This is a genomic window from Streptomyces sp. WAC 01529, from assembly GCF_003945545.1.
GTDB lineage: Bacteria > Actinomycetota > Actinomycetes > Streptomycetales > Streptomycetaceae > Streptomyces > Streptomyces anatolicus.
In genome coordinates, this window is record NZ_CP029617.1 from 1,338,454 (window position 1) to 1,361,232 (window position 22,779).

Genomic DNA, 22,779 nt, shown 5'->3' on the forward strand with positions numbered 1-22,779 from the left:
CGGGTTCAGTATGGCGGGGGCGGGGCCGGGTTCTCTTCCCCGACCCCGCCCCACACCCCGGAGCCGGGGCTTCGCGGCCTACTTCTCGGTGACGCCCGCCGAATCGAACGTGGCCACCTCGTGCATCGCGCGGGCCGCGCTCTGGACGATCGGCAGGGCCAGGAGCGCGCCCGTGCCCTCGCCGAGGCGCAGGTCCAGGTCGACGAGCGGGCGCAGGCCCAGCTTGTTCAGGGCCGCGACGTGGCCGGGCTCGGCGCTGCGGTGGCCCGCGATGCAGGCCGCCAGGACCTCGGGGGCGATGGCGCGGGCGACCAGGGCGGCCGCACCGGCGCTCACGCCGTCCAGGATCACCGGCGTACGCAGGGACGCGCCGCCGAGGAGGAGGCCCACCATCGCCGCGTGCTCCAGGCCGCCGACCGCCGCGAGGACGCCGATCGGGTCCGCCGGGTCGGGCCGGTGGAGTTCCAGGGCGCGGCGGACCACCTCGACCTTGCGGGCGTGCATCTCGTCGTTGATGCCGGTGCCGCGGCCGGTGACCTCGGCGGGGTCCGCGTCCGTGTAGACGGAGATCAGGGCCGCGGACGCGGTGGTGTTCGCGATGCCCATCTCGCCGGTCAGCAGGGCCTTGTTGCCCGCCGCCACCAGGTCGCGGGCCGTCTCGACGCCGACCTCGATGGCCGCCTTGACCTCTTCGCGGGTCAGGGCGGGGCCCGTCGTCATGTCGGCCGTGCCCGCGCGCACCTTGCGGGGCAGCAGGCCCGGCGTGGCGGGCAGCTCGCTCGCCACGCCCACGTCGATGACGCAGACCTCGGCGCCGACCTGGTTGGCGAAGGCGTTGCAGACCGCGCCGCCGCCGAGGAAGTTGGCGACCATCTGCGCGGTCACCTCCTGGGGCCAGGCGGTGACGCCCTGGGCGTGCACGCCGTGGTCGCCCGCGAAGATCGCGACGGCCGCGGGCTCCGGGATCGGCGGCGGACACATCCGGGAGAGGCCGGAGAGCTGGGCGGAGATGATCTCCAGCATGCCGAGGGCGCCCGGCGGCTTGGTCATGCGCTTCTGGCGTTCCCACGCCTCGCCGAGCGCCTTGGCGTCCAGCGGGCGGATGTTGGTCACGGTCTCGGCGAGCAGGTCGTGCGGGTCCTCGCCGGGCAGGGCGCGCCTGCCGTACGTCTCCTCGTGAACGACCCAGGACAGCGGGCGGCGCTTGGACCAGCCCGCCTGGATCAGCTCGGGCTCGTCCGGGAACTCGTCGACGTATCCCACGCAGAGGTACGCGACGACTTCGAGGTGCTCGGGCAGGCCGAGGGTGCGGACCATCTCGCGCTCGTCGAAGAAGCTGACCCAGCCGACGCCGAGGCCTTCGGCGCGGGCTGCGAGCCAGAGGTTCTCGACGGCGAGTGCCGAGGAGTACGGGGCCATCTGCGGCTGGGTGTGCCGGCCGAGGGTGTGGCGGCCGCCGCGGGTGGGGTCGGCGGTGACGACGATGTTCACCGGGGTGTCGAGGATGGCCTCGATCTTCAGTTCCTTGAACTGCTTCGCGCGGCCCTTGGGGAGGGACTTGGCGTACGCGTCGCGCTGGCGCATGGCCAGTTCGTGCATGGTGCGCCGGGTCTCGGCGGACTTGATGACGACGAAGTCCCAGGGCTGGGAGTGGCCCACGGAGGGCGCGGTGTGGGCCGCCTCCAGGACGCGGAGCAGCACCTCGTGCGGGATGGGGTCGGAGCGGAAGCCGTTGCGGATGTCGCGGCGCTCGCGCATGACGCGCAGGACGGCCTCGCGCTCGGCGTCGGCGTAGCCGGGGGCGGCGGTGCCGGGGGAGGTCGCGGGCCCGGCGGGCTCCTCGTCCTCCTCGATGATGAGGAGTCCCGGCGCTTCGGCCGGAATCTGCCCCTCCGCCGCCTCCGGGGCGTCCTGCGGCATCAGGGTCTCGGGGCCCTGTGCGGTGTCGGGTGCGTCAGGCGCTTCGGCCATCTCGGGTGCTTCGGCCACTTCGGTCACTTCGTTCGCGTTGATCGGTTCGAACGAGATGACGTCGTCGGCCTCGTCCAACTCTGCGGCCGGGTCGGCCGTCTCGGGGGCGGCCGGGAACTCGGCCGGGGCCACCACCGGGGGTACAGGGGTATCAGCGGGCGCGGCCGGGGCCGGCGCGCCCTGAAGCGGCTCCGCGGCTTCGCCGTCCTGGGCATCTCCGGCGCCTTCGCCCGCCCCGACCTGCGGCAGCGCGGCGTCCGCCGCCAGGGGCTCGGCGCCGTCGCGGGGGGCGGGCACGGTGACGGCGGGCTGCGCGACGGCCTCGGCGGCCTGGGCGGCCGTCGGGTCCTCGTCGGGGGCGGCCTCGGGTGCCGCCGCTTCCGTCGGGTCGACCGGCGGTACGAGGACGGGGGCGGCGGCCTCTGCCGGGTCGGCCGGGGCTGCCGGTTCGGCGGCGGGGGCCTGCTGGACCGCGTGCTGCTCGGCGTCCGGGACGGCTTCGGCGGCGGGCTCGGGCTCGGCGGCCGGGGCGTCCTGCGGGACGGCCAGGGGGGGCGTCGGCGCCAGATGGGGCGTGGTCGGCACCGAGCCCTCCACCGGCACGAACTGGCCGATGGGCGCGGAGACTTGGGCACCGCCGGGCTCGCCGGGGAGCGGCGCGTACTCGGGCGCGTCGGTCTCCTGCGGGGCGTGCTCGGGGTGGTGCGGGCCAGGGGCCGCGTGCCGCGCCTCGGCGGGGTGGCCTGCGTACGCCGCGTGGCCGGGCTGGGCGCCGACGGCCATGGCGTACGCGTCCTGGGCGGTGCCGGGGACGAAGCCGTCCTGGGCTGCCTCGTGGGCGAAGCCGTTCTGGGCTGCCTCGTGGGCGAAGCCGTTCTGCGCTGCCTCGTCGGGCTGCGGGGCCTGCGCGCTCGCCCAGGGCTGTGCGGAGGCCATGACGAACGGGGGCTGCGCGACGGCGGCGGGCATGGCCTCGGCGAACGCGGGCTGCTCCGGCGCCGGGACGTGCCCGGGCTCGGCACCGGGGTGCGCGAGGGGGGCGGCACCGGCTTCGGCGTCAGGGGCGGCTTCCGCCACGGGGGCGGGGGCAGGCGCGGGGGCGGCTTCAGGGGCGACCGTGGCTTCGGCGGCGGCACCGGCGTCCGGGACCTCAGCCGCGAGTTCGGCGTCCGTGACCTCGGCACCCGCGCCCGCGACCTCGCCGACCTCGGCGTCCGGGAACGCGGCGGCCTGCGGGGCGCCGGGGGACGGAACACCCTGAGCCGGAACAGCCCCGTCCGGGACCTCCTCCGCCTGCGTCTCCTCCCCCTGCACCGCGTCCGCGACGGGCGCGGCCGGGGCGGCGGCATGTCTCGCCTGTTCCTGCGCCTCCGCGGGCAGCTCGGCGGGGACGGCTTCCGGAGCCGGTGCGGCCTGAAGCGGCTCAACGGGCGGAAGGGGCTCGGCGACCGGAAGGGGCTCGGCGGCCTCCGCGCCCTGCGGCTGCTCAGGGGCCTCGGCCTGCTCAAGTGCCTGGGCGTGCTCAGGGGCCTGCGGCTCCTCCGCCACGGCCTCCAGGGGCTGCGGTACGGATGTGACAGCAGCGGCCTCTGTGACTGCCGCGCCCTCTGGGACGACCGTTTCTGCTGAGGCGGGAGAAGCCTCGTGCTGCGCCGCCTGCTGAGGCTGCGGCTGGGGCTGCGCCTGCTGGGGAGCCCACGGCTCACCCCCCTGCGGCGGGATCTCACCGAGCTGCGGACCGGGCAGCCCGGCGTCGTCGCGCGGGCTGTCGAGGTATTCGGGCCCGGACGTCGGCGGCCCCGCGTGCCGCGCCGGGGCGGGGTGCTGCGGAGGCGTCACCCCGGCGGGACCGCGGTCGGCCAGCGAACGTACGGGGCTGGTCGAGCTGTCGGGCACCGAGGGGCCCGTGGGGCCGTGGTGCAGCGGGCGGCGCGAGGAGCCCGGGTGGGACGCGGCGGGCGCGGCGCCGGGCATGCGGACGCCGGTCAGGTCGACCGAGCCGCTGTCACGGCCCGAGGTCTCGTGCGGCCCCGGCTGATGAGCGGCCTGCGCAGCGTGAGCCGCCTGAGCCGCCTGAGCCGCCTGAGCCGCCTGAGCCGCCTGAGCCGCGTGAGCCTGGACCTGACCCGGCGTCTGGCCCTGGGCCTGACCCGCCGCCTGCGCCTCGCTCCACGCCCCCTGGGCACCCGGCATCAGCAGCAGATCGTCGTCATCGGCGGGGTTCTCGGAGGGGTCGACGGGGTTCTCTGCGGGGTCGGCGGGGGCGGCGGGGTCCGCGAAGGCGTACGCACCCGGAGCGGGAGCGCTCGACTGCTGTGCCCCCATGCCCTGCACGGGCCCGGAAGGCACACCGTTGCCTGCGCCCTCCGGCAGCCCCTCGCCCGGGACCTGGCCGGTGTCGGTCATGCGTAACCCCTCGCCCATCGGTTAGTGCTTCTTCGACCGCCCCTCAGCCTTCGGCCGGGGAGGCCCCATTGACCGGAGCGGCGCACCAACCGCCCGTCTTCCTCAACGAGCGTGCGCGCCGCGCGGCACGAACCGCTTACCGGACAACAGGCATTGTCCCCGTCGGTCCGCCGCCGCGGCAGCTTGATCGGCCACGGCCCGCTGTGGACTGCGCCACGTTGCGCGTCCTCCGGTCCTGCCGTACCACACGGCTCCCCCGAAACGGGTGGACTTTCCGGACCTTGACCAACGAATCGCCGGGCACCCGGGTGCGGTACAACGATCGGCCAGCCTACCCCGGGCCTTGGAGCGAGGGGGTCACGGGGAACGGTCCGGCAGCCGCCCGGAGAGCAGGAATACCACCGTCCGCTTCTCTTCCCGCCAGGCGCGGGTGTCGAGCTCCACGGACTGGAGGAGGGCGCATTCGACGAGGTATCCGTGCTCGGACAGATCCCTGCCGATGAGTTCGGCCTCGTCGCGTGTCGCGGCGTGCGTCACGATGCGCTGCGGACGGCGGTCGGCGACGGCGGAGACCACCGCGGCTCCCCCGCCCCCGACGCGTACGACGTCCGGTTCGGGGAGGTCTTCGAGGACGTGCGGCGCGACGCCGTGCACGGTGTGGGCCTGGACGCCGAAGCGGCGGACCGCGGCGGTGGTGCGGCCCAGGGCGTCGGCGTCGCGGTCGACGGCGATCACGGCGGCGCCGAAGCGGGCCGTCTCCGCGGTGAAGGCGCCGCTGCCGCAGCCGATGTCCCAGACGAGGTCCCCCACGCGCGGTCCGATGCGGGCGAGTTGGGCGGCCCGCAGCCGGTCGCTCTCCCCCTCGCCGAGCCAGATGTCGCCGCCGTACTCCGCGGCGGGCAGCGCCCAGCCGCGCGGCGAAGCGGACGGTTCGCGTCCGGCGATCCAGCCGGTGTCGGTGGAGGGCACGGTTCCGGATCCGCCGACGACGATGACGACGTTCGGGTCGCGCCAGGTGTGGTCGGCGGCCTTGTCGGAGGTGACCACGGTGACCCGCTCGCGGTCGGTGCCCAGCTCCTCGCAGATGACGAAGGTGCGGTGGACCCCCTGGAGCAGCAGGCTCAGCTCGGCGGGGCCCGCGCCCGGGGAGGTGAGCACGGCGACCTTGGTGTGGGCCCGGCAGACGTTCACGGCGCGGCGCAGGCTGCGGCGGTGGGCGACCACGACCTCGGCGTCGTCCCACGGCATGCCCGCGCGGGCGAAGGCCTGGGCGACGGAGGAGACGGCGGGCACCACTTCGACCTCGAGGCCGAATTCGGGGTCGCGCAGGGTGCGTACGACACCGAAGAAGCCGGGGTCGCCGTCGGCGAGGACGACCGCGGTGCCGCGGTGGGCGGCGATGCGGCGGGCGGCGAGGCCCACGCTGCCGAGGCGGATCCGTTCGGCCTGGGCGGGCACCTCGTCGAGCGCCAGGTGGTGGGCGGCGCCCGCCACGAGCGTGGCGGCGCGGAGCGCGGAGCGTGCCGCCGCGGTCAGCGGCGTACCGTCCCAGCCGATCACCGTGACCCGGTCGGCCATCGTCGTCTGTCTCCTGGGTTCTCGCGGGTCGTCAGTGCGGTGCGGTGGCTGCGGGGAGCGACCGCGCACGCGGCCAGGGGCGAGCGTACCCGGTGTTACTCGGGGGTGCCTGGAGGGCGGCGGGCCGTGGCGGTGGGTCGGGCGGGGCCGGATCGGGCCGGACCGTACGGGCCGGGCTCAGTTCCAGTCGGAGAACGCCGAGAAGCCGCTCTCGGCGAGGCTGTCGGAGACGCCTTCGAGGTCTTCGGGGAGCAGGCTCCACACGATGAGGTCGGTGCGGACCTCGATCCAGCCGCCGAACGGGTCGCCGCCGTTTCTCGTACGCGCTATCCAGGCGCCGCGCAGGACGCCCTCGCTGATGCAGCCGATCTTCTGGGCGACCTGCTGGGCGGCGGTGTTGTCGGCGGCGGTGCGCAGCTCGATGCGCTCGAACGCCTGGTCGTTGAAGAGCCACTGGGCGGTGGCGAGGGCAGCCTCCGAGGCGTAGCCCTCGCCGCGGGCCCAGGGGGCGACGACGTAACTGAGTTCGCCGGCGCGGAGCCGCCAGTCGGTGTTGCGCAGCCGGACGACGCCGACCAGGCGCTGGGTGAGGAACTCCGTGACGGCGAGGGCGATCCCGCGGCCCTCGGTGCGCTCGGCGGGGGCGAGCCGGGTGATCCAGTCGCGGGCGTCGGCCTCGGTGTAGGGCTGGGGCACGGAGGTCCAGGCGGTGACCATCTCGTCGTTCATCATCTCCGCGTACGCGGAGACGTCGGCGTCCTCGAAGGGGCGCAGCACCAACCGCTCCGTGCTGATGGAGATGTCGGGGAAGGTGGTCGTCATGCGCCGCTCCGTAACCTGGAACCTCGGGCCTGCTGAAGTGCCCAGCATGCAGCATGTCCGCGCGCGGACGCACCACGGGGTCCGCTCCTCCCTCAAGAGCGGACCCCGTGGTGGCGGCGGGAACGGACTGTGCGTCAGTTCCCTTCGACGGGCAGGACGGAGCCCTCGTACTTGTCCTCGATGAACCGCTTCACCTCGGGCGAGGTGAGCAGTTCGGCCAGCTTCTTCACCCGCGGGTCGTCCTCGTCGCCCTTCTTGACGGCGAGCACGTTGTTGTACGGGTTGTCCTTCGGGGACTCGAGGAGGATGGCGTCCTTCTTGGGGCTGAGCCCGGCGTCGAGCGCGTAGTTGTTGTTGATGACGGCCGCGTCGAGGTCGTCGAGGGAGCGCGGCAGCTGCGCCGGGTCGAGCGGCTTGATGGTGAGCTTCTTCGGGTTGGACGTGATGTCCTCGGGCGTGGCGGTGCCGCCCACGCCCTTCTTGAGCCCGATGACGCCCTGGGAGGCGAGGAGTTGGAGCGCCCGGCCCTCGTTGGTCGTGTCGTTGGGGACGGCGACGGTCGCGCCCGTCCGCAGCTTCCGGACGTCCTTCGGCTTCTTGGCGTCCTTCACATAGACGCCCATCGGCGGCAGGTACACCTCGGTGACCGGCACCAGGTCCGTGCCCTTGGACGAGTTGAAGTCCTTGAGGTACGGGGTGTGCTGGTACAGGTTGGCGTCGAGGGAGCCCTCCTGGAGCGCGGTGTTCGGCGTGACGTAGTCCGTGAACTCCGTGATCCGGAGGTCGAGCCCGTTCTTCTTCGCGAGGTTCTCCTGGATGTACGTGAGTACTTCGCCGGCCGGTGTCGGGGTGGCCCCGACGACGAGCTTGTCGCCGCCGGAGCCGTCGGCGCCACCGCCGGAGTCCCCGCCGCACGCGGTGAGCCCCAGGGTGAGGGCGAGGCTCCCGGCCGCGGCGGCGATGACCGACGTACGCATGATCAGAACGCCGCGACGACGGCGCCGTCGTACTTGTCGTCGATGAACTTCTTGACCTCGGGCGAGGTGAGGAGCTTGGCGAGCTTCTTCACGCGCGGGTCCTTCTCGTCGCCCTTCTTGACGGCGAGGAAGTTGCCGTAGGGGTTGCCCTTGGCCTTCTCGGCGACGAGGGCGTCCTTGGCGGGGCTGAGCTTGGCTTCCAGGGCGTAGTTGCCGTTGATCACCGCGGCGTCGAGGTCACCGAGGGAGCGGGGCAGCTGGGCGGCCTCCAGCTCCTTGAACTTGAGGTTCTTCGGGTTCTTGGCGACGTCCTTGGGGGTGGCGTCGTAGCCGACGCCCTTCTTCAGCTCGATGACGCCGTTGTCCGCGAGGAGCTTGAGCGCGCGCGCCTCGTTCGTGGTGTCGTTCGGGACGGCGACGGTGGCGCCGTCCTTCAGGTCGCCGAGCTTCTTGACGCTCTTGGAGTACACGCCGAGGGGCTCCAGGTGCACCGTGGCGCCCGGGACGGGCACGATGTCCGTGCCGTTCTTCTTGTTGAAGTCGTCCAGGTACGGCTTGTGCTGGAAGTAGTTCGCGAAGACCTCGCCCTGCTGGACGGCGGTGTTCGGCGTGACGTAGTCGGTGAACTCGCGGACTTCCAGGTCCAGGCCGGCCTTCTTGGCGAGGTTCTTCTGGACGTAGTCCAGGATCTCGCCCTGCGGCGTCGGGGTGGCGGCGACGACGAGCGGGCCGTCCTTGTCGCCCGCGGAGCCCTTGTCGGAGCCGCAGGCGGTGAGCCCGAGGGTGAGGGCTCCAGCGGCGAGGACAGCGGTGGTGATCTTGGCGGTGTTACGCACGAAAAGTGCCTTTCTCCATGGGTGGTGCGGCCCCGCACAGGTGGGCGGGGCGGACTGCGGGCCTGCGCCCGGTCAGCCGGTCTTGGTGGTCGACTCGGCGGCGGCGGTGCCGGGCAGCACCCCGCGCAGCGGCCGGAACAGCAGCAGCGGGCCCGAGCCGCCGCCGCGCTTGTGCAGCCTGCGGGCCGCGTAGTCGCCCGCGAACTGGATGATCGAGATGACCACGGCGAGGATCGCCACGGTGATCCACATCAGCTCGGTCTCGAAGCGCTGGTAGCCGTAGCGCAGCGCGAGGTCACCGAGACCGCCGCCGCCGACCGTGCCCGCCATCGCGGAGTAGCCGATGAGCGCGACGATCGTGGTGGTGGCGCCGGAGATCAGTGAGGGCAGCGACTCCGGGACGAGGACCTTGCGTACGACGGTCCAGGTGGAGCCGCCCATCGACTGCACGGCCTCGACGAGCCCGCCGTCGACCTCACGGATCGAGGTCTCCACAAGGCGGGCGAAGAACGGGATGGCGCCGACGGCGAGCGGCACGAGGGCGGCCTCGCGGCCGATGGTGGTGCCGGTGACCCAGCGGGTGAAGGTCATCAGGGCGACCATCAGGATGATGAAGGGCATCGAGCGGGCGATGTTCACGACCTGCCCGAGCACCTTGTTCAGGACGGCGTTCTGCAGGAGCGCGCCGCGCTCGGTGAGGACGAGCAGGATGCCGAGGGGCAGTCCGGCGACGACGGCTATCAGCGTCGACCAGCCCACCATGTAGAGGGTGTCCCAACAGGCCTGCTCCAGCAGGGGCTGCATCTCCGACCAGGTCACTTGGCACCTTCCTTGACCAGCTTGGCGTCCCGCGGGGCGGGCACGGCGGTGTCGGTGTCGTCGGACCCCGCGACCTCGACCTGGAGGCCCCGCTCGCGCAGGAAGCCGATCGGGACGACGTTCTCCTCGAAGCGGCCGGGCAGCTCGATGCGCATGCGGCCGACCTGCTTGCCCGCGACGGTGTCCATCGCGGCGCCGAGGATCGAGATGTCGATGTTGTACGTGCGCGACAGCTGGGAGATGACCGGCTGGGTCGCGGCCTCGCCGTGGAAGGTCACGTCGACGACGGTGCGGTCCTCGCCGGTCGCCTCGCCGCTGACGGGGAAGAGCGCGGCGGCCAGCTCGGAGCCGGGCGTCGCGAGGAGTTCGCTGACGGTGCCGGACTCGACGATCTGCCCGCGCTCCATGAGGGCGGCGGAGTCGCAGACGCTCTTGACGACGTCCATCTCGTGCGTGATGAGCAGGACGGTCAGGCCGAGCTGCCGGTTGAGGTCGCGCAGGAGCTGGAGGATGGAGCGGGTGGTCTCCGGGTCCAGCGCGCTGGTCGCCTCGTCGGAGAGCAGCACCTTCGGGTCGCCGGCGAGGGCGCGGGCGATGCCGACGCGCTGCTTCTGGCCGCCGGAGAGCTGCGCCGGGTAGGCCTTCGCCTTCTCGGCGAGGCCCACGAGGTCGAGCAGTTCGAGGGCCTTGCGGGAGCGCTCCTGGCCGGAGAGGCCGAGGATCTCCAGCGGCAGCTCCACGTTGTCCTGCACGGTGCGCGAGGACAGCAGGTTGAAGTGCTGGAAGACCATGCCGATGCGGCTGCGTGCCCGGCGCAGTTCCCGGCCCGCGCGCGGGCCGCGTCCGGCCAGGGCGGTGAGGTCCTGGCCGGCGACGGTCACGGTGCCGGAGGTGGGGCGCTCCAGGAGGTTGACGCAGCGGATCAGGGAGGACTTGCCGGCGCCGGACTGGCCGATGACGCCGTACACCTCGCCCTCGCGGACGTGCAGGTCGACTCCGTCGAGGGCGGTTACTTCACGACCGCGTGAGCGGTAGACCTTGGTGAGGCCGGAAGTGGTGATCACAGGGGTTTCCGTCACTGTCGAGTGCGCGGCGCGGGTGTGGCCGGGCACGGGGCATTCGTTCGGAACGCGGCACGGTTCTCGCGGTGGCGATTCAGGAACCGGAGGGGTGTGCGCGGGGCGGGCTCGCTTCCTGCGTCGGTACGGCGTTCGTCGCGTACGTCGTGCAGGGGCGGGGCACAGTGGCTTCGCTTCGGGGCGCGAGGCTCTTCAGTGGTGCGGGGGCCCTCAGAAGGCGCACATTCGACACATACAACGAGCACCGGGCGTCATCGTCGCCTCGGTCGCAAGGGTGCGGCTGCTCGTCGTGGTCATGGTCCCAAGTAAAACACGCGTGAGGTCGCCGTCCGCCACCGCTGTCCGTATAGCGGACAGCGGTGGGACGGGGTCGGCCGGCCCGTTCGCGGCGCTCAGCCGGTGACGGTGATCTCCACGGCACCCGCCATGGCCTGCGCGGACACGGCGGAGAGGTCCTTGACCAGGAAGTCCGCCGAAAGCTCGGCGCGGTCGTGGGTTGTGGCCAACGCCACGGTGATCATGCCCGCGGCCCGTCCGGCCTGGAGCCCCGCCGGGGCGTCCTCGAAGACCACGCAGCGCGCCGGGGCCGCGCCGAGCTTGCCGGCCGCGAGCAGGAAGGGCTCCGGGTCGGGCTTGCCGCGGGTGATGTCGTCGGCGGCGATCAGCAGGCCGGGCCGGATGCCGACCTCGGCGAGCCGGGCCTCGGCGAGGACGCGGGTCGCGGAGGTGACCACGGCCCAGCGGTCCATCGGAAGGGAGGCGAGGAGTTCGCGGGTGCCGGGCAGCAGGTCGACGCCGCCGGGCACGTCGGAGACCTCCAGCTCCTCGATGCGGGCGACGGCCTCGGCGACCTCGGCCGGGGGCAGCAGATCGGCGGCTATCTCGGCGGCGGGGCGGCCGTGCAGCTCGACCCGGGCGAACTCCTCGGCGGTGATCCCGTACTCCTCGGCCCAGCGCTTCCAGCAGCGGTACACCGACTCCAGGGAGGAGATGAGGGTGCCGTCGTTGTCGAACAGGAGCGCGTCAGCCTGGATCTTCATGGTGTCCGAGCCTACGGGGCACCCCGGGGGCAGGCGCATCGGGTCAAAGGGCCCGTAATAAAGTCTCGGCATGCTTGTTGCCCTGACGATCGCGACCGCCGTGGCCGCGCTCGCCCTCGCCGCCTGGTGCGGTTTCGCCGCCTACCGCGACCAGCCGACCAAGGACTGGCACTTCATCGGCATGGGCGTGGTGACCTTCCTCGCCCTGGTCCAGCTGATCGTCGGCATCGTCCTGCTGGCGCGCGGCGAGGACCCGGAACAGGGCACGACGATCTTCGTGGCGTATCTGCTCGGCTCCTTCGCGTGCGTCCCGGCGGCCGGCTTCATGTCGCTCGCCGAGCGGACGCGCTGGGGCTCCTTGACGGTCGCCGCGGGCGGCGTGGTCCTCGCCGTGCTCCAGGTGCGGCTCTACGACATCTGGGGTGGCTGAGGTGACGGGCACCGAAGAGGGCGTCAAGGGCGAGCGCCGCCAGAAACTGATCACGGGGCCCGGCATCCTGCTCCTGTGGCTGTACGGCGTGATGGTCGTCGGCGCGGTGTCGCGCTCGGCGGTGCAGATCGCGACGGACTTCCACAAGGCCCCGCTCGCGTACTCCCTGTCGGCGCTCGCGGGCCTCGTCTACGGCTTCATCACGTACTCACTGGTGCGCGGCGGGGAGACGGCCCGCAGGGCGGCGCTGGTGTGCTGCGCCGCCGAGCTGGTGGGCGTCCTTGCCGTGGGCGCCTGGACCCTGGCGGAACCGTCCGCCTTCCCCGACGCCACGGTGTGGTCGGACTTCGGAATGGGCTATCTGTTCATTCCGGTGATCTTGCCGGTGACGGCGATCTTCTGGCTGGTCAGGGCGCGGCGCGCCGCCGCCGCCTGAGCGCTTGAGCGGGCCCTAGGCGCTCGTCACGTACGACCCCGCGGCCGCCTCCTTGGCGAGCGTCACCAGCGTGAGGCGCTCACTCACCCGCTGGGTGTGCACGGGCGCGTACCCGTGCTTGCGGTAGAGCTGGAGGTTCTGTTCGCTGCGGTGGCCGGAGAAGAGCTGGAAGCACTTCGTGGTGCCGTCCGCGCCCAGCCGGCGCTCCACCGCGTCGAGGAGGCGGCCGCCCAGGCCGTGGCGCCGCATGCGGGGGTGGACGATGAGCTTGCCGATGCGGGCGGTGCCGTCGGCGTCGACCGTGCCGCGCACGGAGGCCACCACCTCGTCGCCGAGGCGGGCCACCAGCACCGTGCCCGTGGTCAGTTCGGCCTTGATGGAGTCGAGGGTCTGGGTCAGCGGCTCGATGGAGTAGTCGCCGTACAGCTGGGCCTCGCTCTGGTAGCAGAGGTACTGCAGTTTGAGTATCTGTTCGGCGTCCGCTTCAGCCGCTTCCGAGATGGTGACGCTCATGCCCATGTGTGCATGCCTCCCGCTCACCTGCTCCACCAGTTGTCTAACGCTCCCTTCCCCGCGGTTCAGGAGCTGCAACCTCCGCCGCCAGCATTCTGCGCAGGCATCCCAGGCAACGGGAACGTTCCGGCCCCAGGCTCCCCTGTGACATTCCCAACTCCCCTGCGATCTCCCGGTAGGTGAGGTCCTCGGGGGACAGGAGCGCGGCCATGATGCGGGGGCAGCGGCCGGGCAGTCTGCGTACGGCGGCGTGCAGGGTGCGGTGCCGGTCGGCGGTGAGGGCGCGCTGCTCGGGGCCGCCGTCGGAGTCGTCGGCGGGCTCGGTCGGGTACGCCACCTCGCGCTGGGTGGCGCGCCGGGAGCGGCGCGCCTCGGACTGGACGGCGCCGCGCAGCCATCCCGCCGGGTCGGCGGGTGGCCCGTCGGACTCCAGGCGCTCCAACAGGCGCAGCCAGACGGCCTGTTCCAGGTCACCGGGGTCGTCGCCGGAGCCGAGGGCCTCCGCGGACGCCTCGGCGACGAGCAGCGGGCGCAGGGCGGGGATGAGCGTGGGAATGAGCTCGTAGGTCATGCACGGCGGGACGCGGCCGCTCCGGCGCAAGGTTTCCGGAGCGGCCGTCTCTCACCCCAACCGGGGCCGGGCGGCCAGCTGTTGACGCGCCCCGCCCGTCAGTCGTCGGCGGACTCCGCTCAGTCGTCCGCGAAGTCCGCGGCGGCGAGCAGCGCGGTGTCCGGGTTGTCGGAGAAGATCCCGTCGATGCCGGTCTCGAAGTAGGCCTTGAAGGCGCCGAAGGCGTCTCCGTAGGCGGCCGGGTCGGTGCCCTTCCTGAAGTTCGCGGGCAGGAAGGTGTTCTCGTTGCGCATCGTGTAGGGGTGCAGGACAAGGCCCGCCTCGTGCGCGTCCTCGACGAGCGTGGTCGGCGTGCCGAGGCTGCCGTCGGCCTTCCTGGGGATGATCAGGTCGAGCGTGGGGCCGATGCCCTGCGCGTACTCCGCCATCCACTCCAGGCCCTCGGGCTTGATCAGGTCGGCGACCGTGCGCGGGTCGCCCGCCTCGACGAAGTCCCAGGGGCGCGAGCTCGCGCCGGACAGCAGGACGACGCGCGGCGCGGAGACCAGCTCGGCCAGGCGCTGGATGCTGCTGGGCTCGAAGGACTGGAGGAAGTTCGGCGAGTTCTTCTTGTGCCGGCCGTAGCGGCGCAGGAGCTTGGCCAGCGGCTCCTCGAGGCCGAGGCCGAGCTTGCGGAAGTAGGTGGGGTGCTTCGTCTCGATGTGCAGCCAGATCTGCCGGCCCCGCTTGCGGCCCTGCTTCTCGGCCCACTGGAAGACCTCTTCGAGGGTGGGTACGTCCCAGCGGCCGTCGTAGAGGGTGTTGTGCTGGCGCGTGCCCGGGATGCGCTCCTTGGCGCGCAGCGTCTTCAGCTCGGCGAGCGTGAAGTCCTCGGTGAACCAGCCGGTGTACTTGGTGCCGTCGACGGTCTTGGTGGTCTTGCGGGAGGCGAACTCGGGGTGCGCGGCGACGTCCGTCGTGGCGGTGATGTCGTTCTCGTGGCGGCAGACGAGGTGGCCGTCCTTGGTGGGCACGACGTCCTGCTCGATGACGTGCGCGCCCATGTCCAGGGCGAGTTGGTACGAGCCGAAGGTGTGCTCGGGCCGGTAGCCGCTGGCTCCCCGGTGCGCGATGACGGTCGGCTTCGGCAGCTCCTTGTACCCGCCGTGCCCATGGCCGTGGCCGTGGCGTTGGTCGGCTCTCGCCACGCCGGGCAGTCCCGCGACGGCCGTGCCCGCCCCGAGGAGCGCCGCCCCCAATACCGCTCGACGCCCCCGGCTTGTTCCCGGCTGCTGCTGACCCGACTCCTGCGTCGCCATTGGCGCTCCTCCCGATGTACAACCGCCTTGCACCTGACAAAGCGGGACCGATCGTAGGTGGCCGGGAGTGACGTGTGGGAGACCCTGGACGGAACGTCAGGATGACGCGGGATGGCGAGTGGGCGCACCATGGGGGTGGCGGCCCGGTCCGGCCCCTGCCGCGGGGGCCGCTACGCAGAGAGAAGTGTGTGCGTGACAAGGACCACTACTTCGGGCCACACCGTCCACACGGGGATACGGTCGTCACAGAGGTGACGGCGCAGGGCACCGGCGCACGGAGCCGTGTCAACACTGCGTATCGAGTGCGTGAACCCGATGTGCAAACGGCGGTGGCCCGCGAGTATCGTCCTCACCTGCACTTACTCGTACCTACTCGTCGTCGACCCGTTGACACCGGAGGGCCTGTTGTCCCGTCTAGCGCTCATCAAGGCAGTGCTCGGACCGATCTTGCGCCTGATGTTCCGTCCACGGGTAGAAGGCGCCGAGAACATCCCCGGGACCGGGCCCGTCATTCTGGCCGGAAACCACCTGACGTTCATCGACTCGATGATCCTGCCGCTGGTGGCCAACCGTCCGGTGTTCTTCATCGGCAAGGACGAGTACGTCACCGGCAAGGGCCTCAAGGGCCGCCTGATGGCGTGGTTCTTCACGGGCGTCGGCATGATCCCGGTGGACCGTGACGGTGGCCGGGGCGGTGTCGCCGCGCTGATGACCGGGCGGCGCGTTCTCGACGACGGCAAGGTCTTCGGCATCTACCCCGAGGGCACGCGCTCGCCCGACGGCCGTCTGTACCGGGGGCGTACGGGCATCGCCCGCCTCACGCTGATGACCGGTGCGCCGGTCGTGCCGTTCGCGATGATCGGCACGGACAAGCTCCAGCCGGGAGGCAAGGGGCTGCCGCGGCCCGGCAAGGTGACGGTCCGTTTCGGCGAGGCGATGGAGTTCTCCCGGTATGACGGCATGGACCGGGACCGGTATGTGCTGCGGGCGGTGACGGACTCCGTGATGACGGAGGTCATGCGGTTGTCGGGGCAGGAGTATGTGGATATGTACGCGACCAAGGCGAAGGCAGCGTAGCTGCCCGGGGAGCGGTTATTGCGGTGTGCGCCCGCACCGGCGTGGGGTTTTGCCCCGGCGCCGGGGCGGGCGTTTGTGGTTCTCGTTCGTCCGCAGGTTCGTCGTGGTTGCTCGCGCAGTTCCCCGCGCCCCTTACGGGGCCTTCACTGCGGGTGTGGTGTGGTTGCTCGCGCCGTTCCCCGCGCCCCTGACGGGGCGCCACCCTGTGGGGCGTTATTCAGGGTCCGGGGTGTCTTCCAGTTTTTGGCCCTTCAGGAGGAACCAGGCGACCGCCGCTGTCGCCAGGAGGACTGCCGCTCCTACGCCCGCCGCCAGGCGCAGGCCGTCCACGAAGGCCGTCTGGGCCGAGGCGAGGAGCGCGTCCGCCTGGGCGCTCGGGAGGGCGTCGATCGATTCCACCGCGCCGCCCAGGGATTCGTGCGCGGCCGACGCCACGTCCGGCGGAGTGCCCGCGGGGGCCACGAAGTCGCGGTAGACGCCGGTGACGATGGAGCCGAGCAGTGCGATGCCCAGCGCCGCGCCGAGTTCGTATGCCGTTTCGGAGACCGCGGAGGCCGCGCCGGCCTGTTCCTTGGGGACGCTGGAGAGGATGACGTCGGCGGTCACCGTGAACGAGAAGCCCGCGCCGATGCCGACCACCAGGAGCGAGGCACCGAGCAGCGGGTAGCCGGTGTGCTGGCTCAGGCCGGTGAGCGCCGCGAGCGAGAGGCCCACCGCCGCGAGGCCGCCCGCGACCACCACCCGGACCGAGAAGCGCCGCGCGACCACGCCCGCGATCAGGCCCGCCCCCACCGCGCCGACGGCGGCGGGCAGTTCGGCGAGGCCCGCCTCGAAGGGCCGCCTGCCCTGCACCAGTTGCAGGAACTGGGAGAGGAAGAAGACCAGGCCGGAGAGGCCGAGCACGGTCAGCAGGTCGGCGAGGACCGCCCCGGAGAAGCCGCGGTTGCGGAAGAGGCGCATGTCCAGGAGCGGCGCGGGGAGCGTGAGCTGGCGTCGTACGAACCAGGTGAGCGCCGCCGCGCCGACGACCGCGGCCAGCACGGCGTCCCAGCGCAGCCCGTGCGCGGCCGCCTCCTTGATGGCGTACACGACGGCGATCATGCCGATCAGCGAGAGCCCGACGCTGACCAGGTCCCAGGGGCCGGGCGCGGGGTTCTTCGACTCGGGCAGCAGCTTGATGCCGACGAGGACGAGGACGGCCATCACCGGCAGGTTGATGAGGAAGACCGAGCCCCACCAGAAGTGTTCGAGCAGGAAGCCGCCCACGACCGGCCCGACGGCCGCGCCCGCGGACGCCATGGCGCCCCAGATGCCGACCGCGAGGCTACGCTCGCGCGGGTCGTGGAAGATGTTCCGGATCAGCGCCAGCGTGGACGGCATCAGGGTCGCGCCCGCGACACCGAGCAGCGCGCGGGCCAGGATCATCAGCTCGGGGCTCGTGGCGTAGGAGTTGAGGACCGAGACCGCGCCGAAGGCGACGGCTCCGGTGAGCAGCAGTTTCTTGCGTCCGATGCGGTCGCCGAGGCTGCCCATGGAGACGAGCAGACCGGCGATGACGAAGGAGTAGACGTCGCCGATCCACAGCAGCTGAGTGCCGGACGGTTTGAGGTCCTCGCTGATGTAGGGCGTCGCCAGGCCGAGCACGGTCGCGTCGACGGCGACCAGGAGCACGGCGAGGACGAGCACGGCGAGCGCGAGCCAGCGGCCGGGGCCGCGCTCCACTTCCGCCTCGGCGGTCTGCCGGTGGGTGCTTGTCATGAGTCCACTCTCCGACGCGCGCCGCCGATCAGCAGCTCGGCGATCATGTACGAGAAGTCCTTGGCGGCCACCCGGCCGTCCTGCACCGCCCAGGCGCCGGAGCCGATGAGGCCGTACAGCGCCTCGGTGAGCCAGGCGGGTGTCAGGTCGATGCGGAACTCCCCGCTCTCCTGGCCGCGCCGGAAGAGGGCGGCGAGGCGGGCGTCGATGCGGGCCCAGCCCTCGTGCTGGGTGTCCCCCTCGAAGAGCTGGTTCTCGGTGTAGAGGAAGGCGAGGAGTCCGGCGTGCGGCTCGATCTCCTTCACGAGGCGCCGCAGGGCGTCCTGGGCGCTGCCCGCCCCCAGCTCCGACCGGTCGAGGACGGCCTCGCACTCCTGGAGCCCCAGCTCCTCCAGGGCGCGTACGAGGGCGTCGCGGCCCGCGAAGTGGCGGTGCAGGGTGGCCCGGCTGATGCCCGCGGCGCGGGCGACCTCGTCCATGGTGGAGGTGGCCTTACGGGTGAGCAGGGCCGCGGCGCTGCGCAGGACCTGGTCGCGATCGACTGACATGAGACGAGCCTAACCCTTTTGAGACGGCTTCGTCTCATTAGGCTCGCACGCCCCGAGCCACCGAGGGGAACATCCGTCCAATACGTCGGCATGCGCCGAGGGCGACAGTGTGTCCATGAGCCACCGCATCATCCAGGACGCCTTCCAGGCCTTCGCCAGCAACGACCCGGTCCGGATCTCCGCCGTCCTCACCGAGGACGCCGAATGGCTCTCGCCTCCCGGCAACCCCACCGCCGTCGCGCTAGGGACGACCCACCACATGGTGGGCAGGGAGGCCGTCGTGCGCTTCTTCGCCCAGGACTTCCCCCGTCTGTACGCGCGCGACGTGGCCGTCACCTTCCACGGCGTCCACGTCGACGGCGAACGGGCGGCCGTGGAGGCGTCCATGACGGCGACGCTCGCCGACGGCAACCCTTACAGCAACGACTACTGCTTCGTCGTCGAACTCCGGGACGGACTCGTCCACCGGGTCCGCGAGTACCTGGACACGGCCCGCGGCCTCCGTATGGTCTCCGGCGAAGCCGCACGGTAGCCGTCCCCGGATCCGGAGGGCCGGGGTCAGTGCCAGGGCAGTTCCCCGCGCCGCCCCCAGTACGCCCGCGGTTCCTCCACGAGCCCGGCGAGGCGTTCGAGGTGGCCCGCGTCGAGGTCGACCGCGGTGGCGTGCAGGTTGGAGACCAGCTGGACCGAGGTGGCCGCCCCGGACAGGACCACGCCCGTCCACGGCTCGCACAGCAGCGCGGCGAGCGCCACCGCGTCGCAGCCGAGTCCCGCCTCCTCGGCGACCTGGCGCAGCGCGGCGGGCGCGTGCGGGGCGGCGAGGCGGCCGTTGGCCATGCCCTCCTTGACGAGCACGGTCAGCCCCGCGTCACGCGCCTCGGCGAGCGCGGGCCCCGCCGAGGTCTCCAGGAGGTTGTACGTCGCCTGGACGGTACGGAAGAGGGGTTCCCCGTCGACGGTGACGGCGAGGGCGGCGCGGATCGCGGCCGCCTGCTCGGGGCCGCTCACCGAGAGCCCGACCGTGACGCCCTCCGCGGCCAGCTCCGCGAGGCGGGCGTGGAGTTCCTTGTCGGTGAGCGCGGGGCTCTCGGGCGTGACGGAGTGGATCTGGTAGAGGTCGAGCCGGTCGCCGAGCAGTTCGGCGCTCTCCGCGCGCTGCCGGTCGTAGGCAGCGACGCTGTGGTCCTTGACCTCGTGCGGGCCTTCGGCGTCGGTGCGCCAGTCGGCCGTGTACGTATAGCCCCACTTGCTGCCGACGACGACATCGCGGTTGTCGGGCCTGGCGCGCAGCCAGTCGGCGAGGAACTCCTCGGAGCGGCCGTACGAGCGCGCCACGTCGACATAGCGGACGCCCGAGGCGTACGCGGCGTCGAGGAGTTCGAACGTACGAGCGCGAAGGGCCTCGACGCTGCGGGACGGCGGCAGGTCGGCCTCGCGGCCCAGGGTGATGTAGCCGGGCCTGCCCACGGCGGCGAGACCGAGCCCCAGGTGCGCGGTCGGGGTGGTGGCTGCGGCAAGGCGGGCGAAGGGCATCGCGGGCTCCTGGTCGTAGGGGATTCCCCCGTCGTCGTAGGGGACCTCCCCCTGGTCGTAGGGGATCTCCCCGTCAACGTAACCCGCGACGCCCCTCCGTCACCCGCGCGCGGCCGCCCACTCCCGCTGCCCCGCCAGGTCCGCCTTGACCTCGGCGAGCTGGACGGCGACGGCCGAGGGGGCGGTGCCGCCACGGCCGTCGCGCGAGGCGAGGGCGCCCGGCACGTTCAGGACCGTGCGGACCTCGGGGGTGAGGTGCTCGGAGATCTTGGCGAACTGCTCGTCGGTGAGCTGCTCCAGCTCGATGCCCCGCGTCTCGCACTCCTTGACGCACTCACCGGCGACCTCGTGCGCCACCCGGAACGGCACGCCCTGCTTGACCAGCCACTCCGCGATGTCGGTGGCGAGCGAGAAGCCGGCCGGGGCAAGTTCCTCCATGCGCTCGCGGTTGACGGTGAGCGTCGCCATCATGCCGGTGAAGGCGGGCAGCAGGACCTCCAGCTGGTCGCAGGAGTCGAAGACCGGCTCCTTGTCCTCCTGGAGGTCGCGGTTGTACGCCAGCGGCAGGGCCTTGAGGGTCGCCATCAGCCCCGTCAGATTGCCGATCAGACGGCCCGACTTGCCGCGCGCCAGCTCGGCGATGTCCGGGTTCTTCTTCTGCGGCATGATCGACGAGCCGGTCGAGAAGGCGTCGTGGAGGGTGACGAAGGAGAACTCCTTCGTGTTCCAGATGATGATCTCCTCGGCGATCCGGGAGAGGTTCACGCCGATCATCGCGGTGATGAAGGCGAACTCCGCGACGAAGTCACGGGAGGCCGTGCCGTCGATGGAGTTGCCCACGCTGCCGTGCTCGAAGCCGAGGTCCTCGGCGACCGCCTCCGGGTCGAGGCCGAGCGACGAACCGGCCAGCGCGCCCGAGCCGTAGGGCGACACGGCCGTACGCGCGTCCCACTGCCGCAGCCGCTCAGCGTCCCGGGACAGGGACTGCACGTGCGCGAGGACGTGGTGGGCGAAGAGGACCGGCTGGGCGTGCTGGAGGTGCGTACGCCCCGGCATGGCGACGTCCGGGTGCGCCTCGGCGAGGCCGACGAGCGCGCCCTGGAGGTCGGCGAGCAGAGCGCCGATGATCCGCGCGTGGTCGCGCAGGTACATCCGGAAGAGCGTCGCCACCTGGTCATTGCGCGAGCGCCCTGCCCGCAGCTTGCCGCCGAGGTCGGGGCCGAGCCGCTCCAGGAGGCCCCGCTCCAGGGCGGTGTGGACGTCCTCGTCGGCGAGGGTGCCGACGAACGAGCCGTCCGCGACATCGGCTTCGAGCTGGTCGAGCCCGGCCAGCATGCGGGCCAGCTCGTCCTCGGTGAGCAGGCCCGCCGTGTGGAGCACGCGCGCGTGGGCGCGGGAACCGGCGACGTCGTACGGCGCGAGACGCCAGTCGAAGTGGACCGACGCGGACAACTTGGCCAGGGCCTCCGCGGGCCCGTCGGCGAACCGTCCGCCCCAGAGCCGGACGTCACCGCCGTTGTTGCTGCTCACTGCACGTGCTCCTCAGGGCTGTCGGTTGCCGGTTCGTCGACGCGCACCACGCGCCTTCATCGACGCGCACGAGACGCTATGCATGAGTATGCAGAACTCTGCATGTTTCGTCAATCGAGCCCCGGCGAGCCGGCCCCGCCGGATTGATCAAGTCGATATCCCAACTCCTTAGACAGCCGAAGGATATTGGCGAATAATCCTTAGGCATGGGAAAGACTCACGCACGCATCGACGGCAGACTCCGCACCTTCATCGAGGAACAGCCGATGTTCTTCACGGCGACCGCGCCCCTCTCCGGGGACGGCACGATCAATCTCTCCCCCAAGGGCCTCAAGGGCTCCTTCGTGGTCCTCGACGAACTGACCGTCGCCTACCTGGACTTCGCGGGCAGCAACGCCGAGACCATCGCGCACCTGCGCGAGAACGGCCGCATCACGCTCATGTGGTGCGCCTTCCAGGGACCGCCCAACATCGTGCGGGTGCACGGCCGCGGCGAGCCCGTCTTCCGCGACGACCCGCGCTTCAAGGACCTGCTCGGCCACTTCCCCGGCATCGACCCCACCCCGCACGGCCTGCGCGCCATCGTCGTCGTGACGGCCGACCTCGTCCGGGACACCTGCGGGTACGCGGTGCCCTTCATGACGTACGACGAGGACCGCGACCTGCACGGCAAGCGCTTCGCGCGCGAGGACGACGCCTCGCTGAGCGCCTACTTCACCAAGAAGGAGCACATCGCGCGGAGCATCGACGGCCTTCCCGGGCTGCCGCTGCCGTTGCCGCCCACTAGCGTCTGAGCCATGCGCCCACGAGCCGTCGCCCTCGCCTGTGCCGTCCTGTTCGCCGCCGCCGGCACGCTCGGGGCGGCGCCCGAGCCCGGCCCGCCGCTGCCGGAGCGGATGGCCGACACGGGCGGCGGCAGCCAGCTCATCACCGCCCAGGCCCGCCGCACCGGCTCCACCACCGGCACCCTCACCTGGTGGGACCGGCGCGGCGGACGGTGGGTGGAGGCCGGGTCCGCGCCCGCCCGGTTCGGCGCGAGGGGCCTCGCGGAGGGCGCCGCGCGCCGCCAGGGGACGGACACGACGCCCACGGGCCTGTACGGGCTGCCGCACGCCTTCGGGATCGCGCCGAGCCCCGACGGCACCACGTACCCCTACCGCCGCGTGACGGAGGAGTCCTGGTGGTGCCAGGACAACGCGTCGCGCTCCTACAACCGCTGGTCCGAGCCGCGCGCCGCGGACTGCCGGGCCGCCGAGGCCGAACACCTCATCACCTACGACCCGCAGTACACGCACGCCCTCGTCATCGACTACAACTACGCCCGCCCCGTGCGCGGCCGGGGCGCCGGGATCTTCCTGCACGTCCACGGACCCGGCGCGACGGCCGGGTGCGTCTCGGTACCCGAGGAGGCGATGCGCGCGGTCCTGCGGTGGGCGAAGCCGGAGCGGCGGCCGCACATCGCGATCGGCACGGCGTCGGGGGCGACGGCCCTCACCCGCTACTGAGCCCCGTTGCCCGTGGAGCGACCTACCGGCCCCGGTGTCCGTCGAGCGACCC

General features: G+C 72.2%; 21 protein-coding genes. 6 read left to right on the forward strand and 15 right to left on the reverse strand.

Translation table 11 applies throughout. The annotated features are described in order from the left end of the window. Positions 1–78 precede the first annotated feature (78 nt). From cobT to DMA15_RS06060, 8 genes are all read right to left on the reverse strand, one after another. The gene (gene cobT / locus DMA15_RS06025) at positions 79–4,377 is read right to left on the reverse strand and encodes a nicotinate-nucleotide--dimethylbenzimidazole phosphoribosyltransferase (RefSeq protein ID WP_125511610.1); all 4,299 of its coding nucleotides are present in this window, start codon (positions 4,375–4,377) and stop codon (positions 79–81) included. Positions 4,378–4,734: 357 nt separating this feature from the next. Next, the gene (gene cbiE, locus DMA15_RS06030; RefSeq protein ID WP_125511611.1) at positions 4,735–5,955 is read right to left on the reverse strand and encodes a precorrin-6y C5,15-methyltransferase (decarboxylating) subunit CbiE; all 1,221 of its coding nucleotides are present in this window, start codon (positions 5,953–5,955) and stop codon (positions 4,735–4,737) included. Between the two features lie 177 nt (positions 5,956–6,132). Next, positions 6,133–6,777, reverse strand: coding sequence for a GNAT family N-acetyltransferase (locus DMA15_RS06035; protein WP_125511612.1), 645 nt, complete (start codon positions 6,775–6,777; stop codon positions 6,133–6,135). Between the two features lie 134 nt (positions 6,778–6,911). Beyond that, positions 6,912–7,754 (reverse strand): MetQ/NlpA family ABC transporter substrate-binding protein, encoded by an 843-nt coding sequence (locus tag DMA15_RS06040; RefSeq protein ID WP_125511613.1) that lies wholly within the window; start codon positions 7,752–7,754, stop codon positions 6,912–6,914. Positions 7,755–7,756: 2 nt separating this feature from the next. After that, complete coding sequence (locus DMA15_RS06045) at positions 7,757–8,590, reverse strand: MetQ/NlpA family ABC transporter substrate-binding protein (RefSeq protein ID WP_125511614.1); 834 nt, start codon at positions 8,588–8,590, stop codon at positions 7,757–7,759. A 72-nt stretch (positions 8,591–8,662) separates the two neighbouring features. Beyond that, the gene (locus DMA15_RS06050; protein ID WP_125511615.1) at positions 8,663–9,409 is read right to left on the reverse strand and encodes a methionine ABC transporter permease; all 747 of its coding nucleotides are present in this window, start codon (positions 9,407–9,409) and stop codon (positions 8,663–8,665) included. Further along, the gene (locus DMA15_RS06055; RefSeq protein ID WP_125511616.1) at positions 9,406–10,473 is read right to left on the reverse strand and encodes an ATP-binding cassette domain-containing protein; all 1,068 of its coding nucleotides are present in this window, start codon (positions 10,471–10,473) and stop codon (positions 9,406–9,408) included. The genes DMA15_RS06050 and DMA15_RS06055 overlap by 4 nt, the downstream gene beginning before the upstream one ends. 407 nt (positions 10,474–10,880) lie before the next feature. Continuing rightward, complete coding sequence (locus tag DMA15_RS06060; RefSeq protein WP_125511617.1) at positions 10,881–11,528, reverse strand: HAD family hydrolase; 648 nt, start codon at positions 11,526–11,528, stop codon at positions 10,881–10,883. A 70-nt stretch (positions 11,529–11,598) separates the two neighbouring features. Between DMA15_RS06060 and DMA15_RS06065 the strand changes: the two genes are divergently transcribed. Further along, complete coding sequence (locus DMA15_RS06065; RefSeq protein WP_125511618.1) at positions 11,599–11,958, forward strand: hypothetical protein; 360 nt, start codon at positions 11,599–11,601, stop codon at positions 11,956–11,958. Position 11,959: 1 nt separating this feature from the next. Continuing rightward, on the forward strand, positions 11,960–12,394 hold the full coding sequence (locus DMA15_RS06070; RefSeq protein WP_125517348.1) for a hypothetical protein: 435 nt from the start codon (positions 11,960–11,962) through the stop codon (positions 12,392–12,394). A 15-nt stretch (positions 12,395–12,409) separates the two neighbouring features. Here the strand turns inward: DMA15_RS06070 and DMA15_RS06075 are convergent, their stop codons facing one another. The 3 genes from DMA15_RS06075 to DMA15_RS06085 form a co-directional block, all read right to left on the reverse strand. After that, positions 12,410–12,913, reverse strand: a complete 504-nt coding sequence (locus DMA15_RS06075) for a GNAT family N-acetyltransferase (RefSeq protein WP_125511619.1) — start codon at positions 12,911–12,913, stop codon at positions 12,410–12,412. 37 nt (positions 12,914–12,950) lie between these two features. Then, positions 12,951–13,478: a sigma-70 family RNA polymerase sigma factor gene (locus tag DMA15_RS06080; protein WP_125511620.1), complete on the reverse strand. Its 528-nt coding sequence runs from the start codon at positions 13,476–13,478 to the stop codon at positions 12,951–12,953. Between the two features lie 119 nt (positions 13,479–13,597). Continuing rightward, positions 13,598–14,776, reverse strand: coding sequence for a glycerophosphodiester phosphodiesterase (locus DMA15_RS06085; protein WP_125511621.1), 1,179 nt, complete (start codon positions 14,774–14,776; stop codon positions 13,598–13,600). Positions 14,777–15,091: 315 nt separating this feature from the next. On the opposite strand from DMA15_RS06085, the gene DMA15_RS06090 reads away from it, so the two are divergent. Then, a complete protein-coding gene (locus DMA15_RS06090; RefSeq protein WP_125517350.1) occupies positions 15,092–15,853 on the forward strand; it encodes a lysophospholipid acyltransferase family protein in 762 nt (253 codons plus the stop codon). Positions 15,854–16,066: 213 nt separating this feature from the next. On the opposite strand, the gene DMA15_RS06095 is transcribed toward DMA15_RS06090, so the two are convergent. After that, positions 16,067–17,611: an MFS transporter gene (locus DMA15_RS06095; protein ID WP_125511622.1), complete on the reverse strand. Its 1,545-nt coding sequence runs from the start codon at positions 17,609–17,611 to the stop codon at positions 16,067–16,069. Beyond that, the gene (locus tag DMA15_RS06100) at positions 17,608–18,159 is read right to left on the reverse strand and encodes a TetR/AcrR family transcriptional regulator (protein WP_125511623.1); all 552 of its coding nucleotides are present in this window, start codon (positions 18,157–18,159) and stop codon (positions 17,608–17,610) included. The genes DMA15_RS06095 and DMA15_RS06100 overlap by 4 nt, the downstream gene beginning before the upstream one ends. A 115-nt stretch (positions 18,160–18,274) precedes the next feature. Here DMA15_RS06100 and DMA15_RS06105 point away from each other — a divergent pair, with 115 nt between their 5' ends. Continuing rightward, entirely contained in the window at positions 18,275–18,691 is a 417-nt protein-coding gene (locus DMA15_RS06105; RefSeq protein WP_125511624.1) for a nuclear transport factor 2 family protein, read from the forward strand. A 26-nt stretch (positions 18,692–18,717) separates the two neighbouring features. Here the strand turns inward: DMA15_RS06105 and DMA15_RS06110 are convergent, their stop codons facing one another. After that, positions 18,718–19,692 (reverse strand): aldo/keto reductase, encoded by a 975-nt coding sequence (locus DMA15_RS06110; RefSeq protein WP_125511625.1) that lies wholly within the window; start codon positions 19,690–19,692, stop codon positions 18,718–18,720. 99 nt (positions 19,693–19,791) lie between these two features. Beyond that, positions 19,792–21,222, reverse strand: coding sequence for an argininosuccinate lyase (argH, locus tag DMA15_RS06115; RefSeq protein WP_125511626.1), 1,431 nt, complete (start codon positions 21,220–21,222; stop codon positions 19,792–19,794). A gap of 206 nt (positions 21,223–21,428) precedes the next feature. Here argH and DMA15_RS06120 point away from each other — a divergent pair, with 206 nt between their 5' ends. After that, positions 21,429–22,016, forward strand: coding sequence for a pyridoxamine 5'-phosphate oxidase family protein (locus DMA15_RS06120; RefSeq protein ID WP_125511627.1), 588 nt, complete (start codon positions 21,429–21,431; stop codon positions 22,014–22,016). Positions 22,017–22,019: 3 nt separating this feature from the next. Further along, entirely contained in the window at positions 22,020–22,727 is a 708-nt protein-coding gene (locus DMA15_RS06125) for a L,D-transpeptidase family protein (RefSeq protein WP_125511628.1), read from the forward strand. Positions 22,728–22,779: the final 52 nt, after the last annotated feature.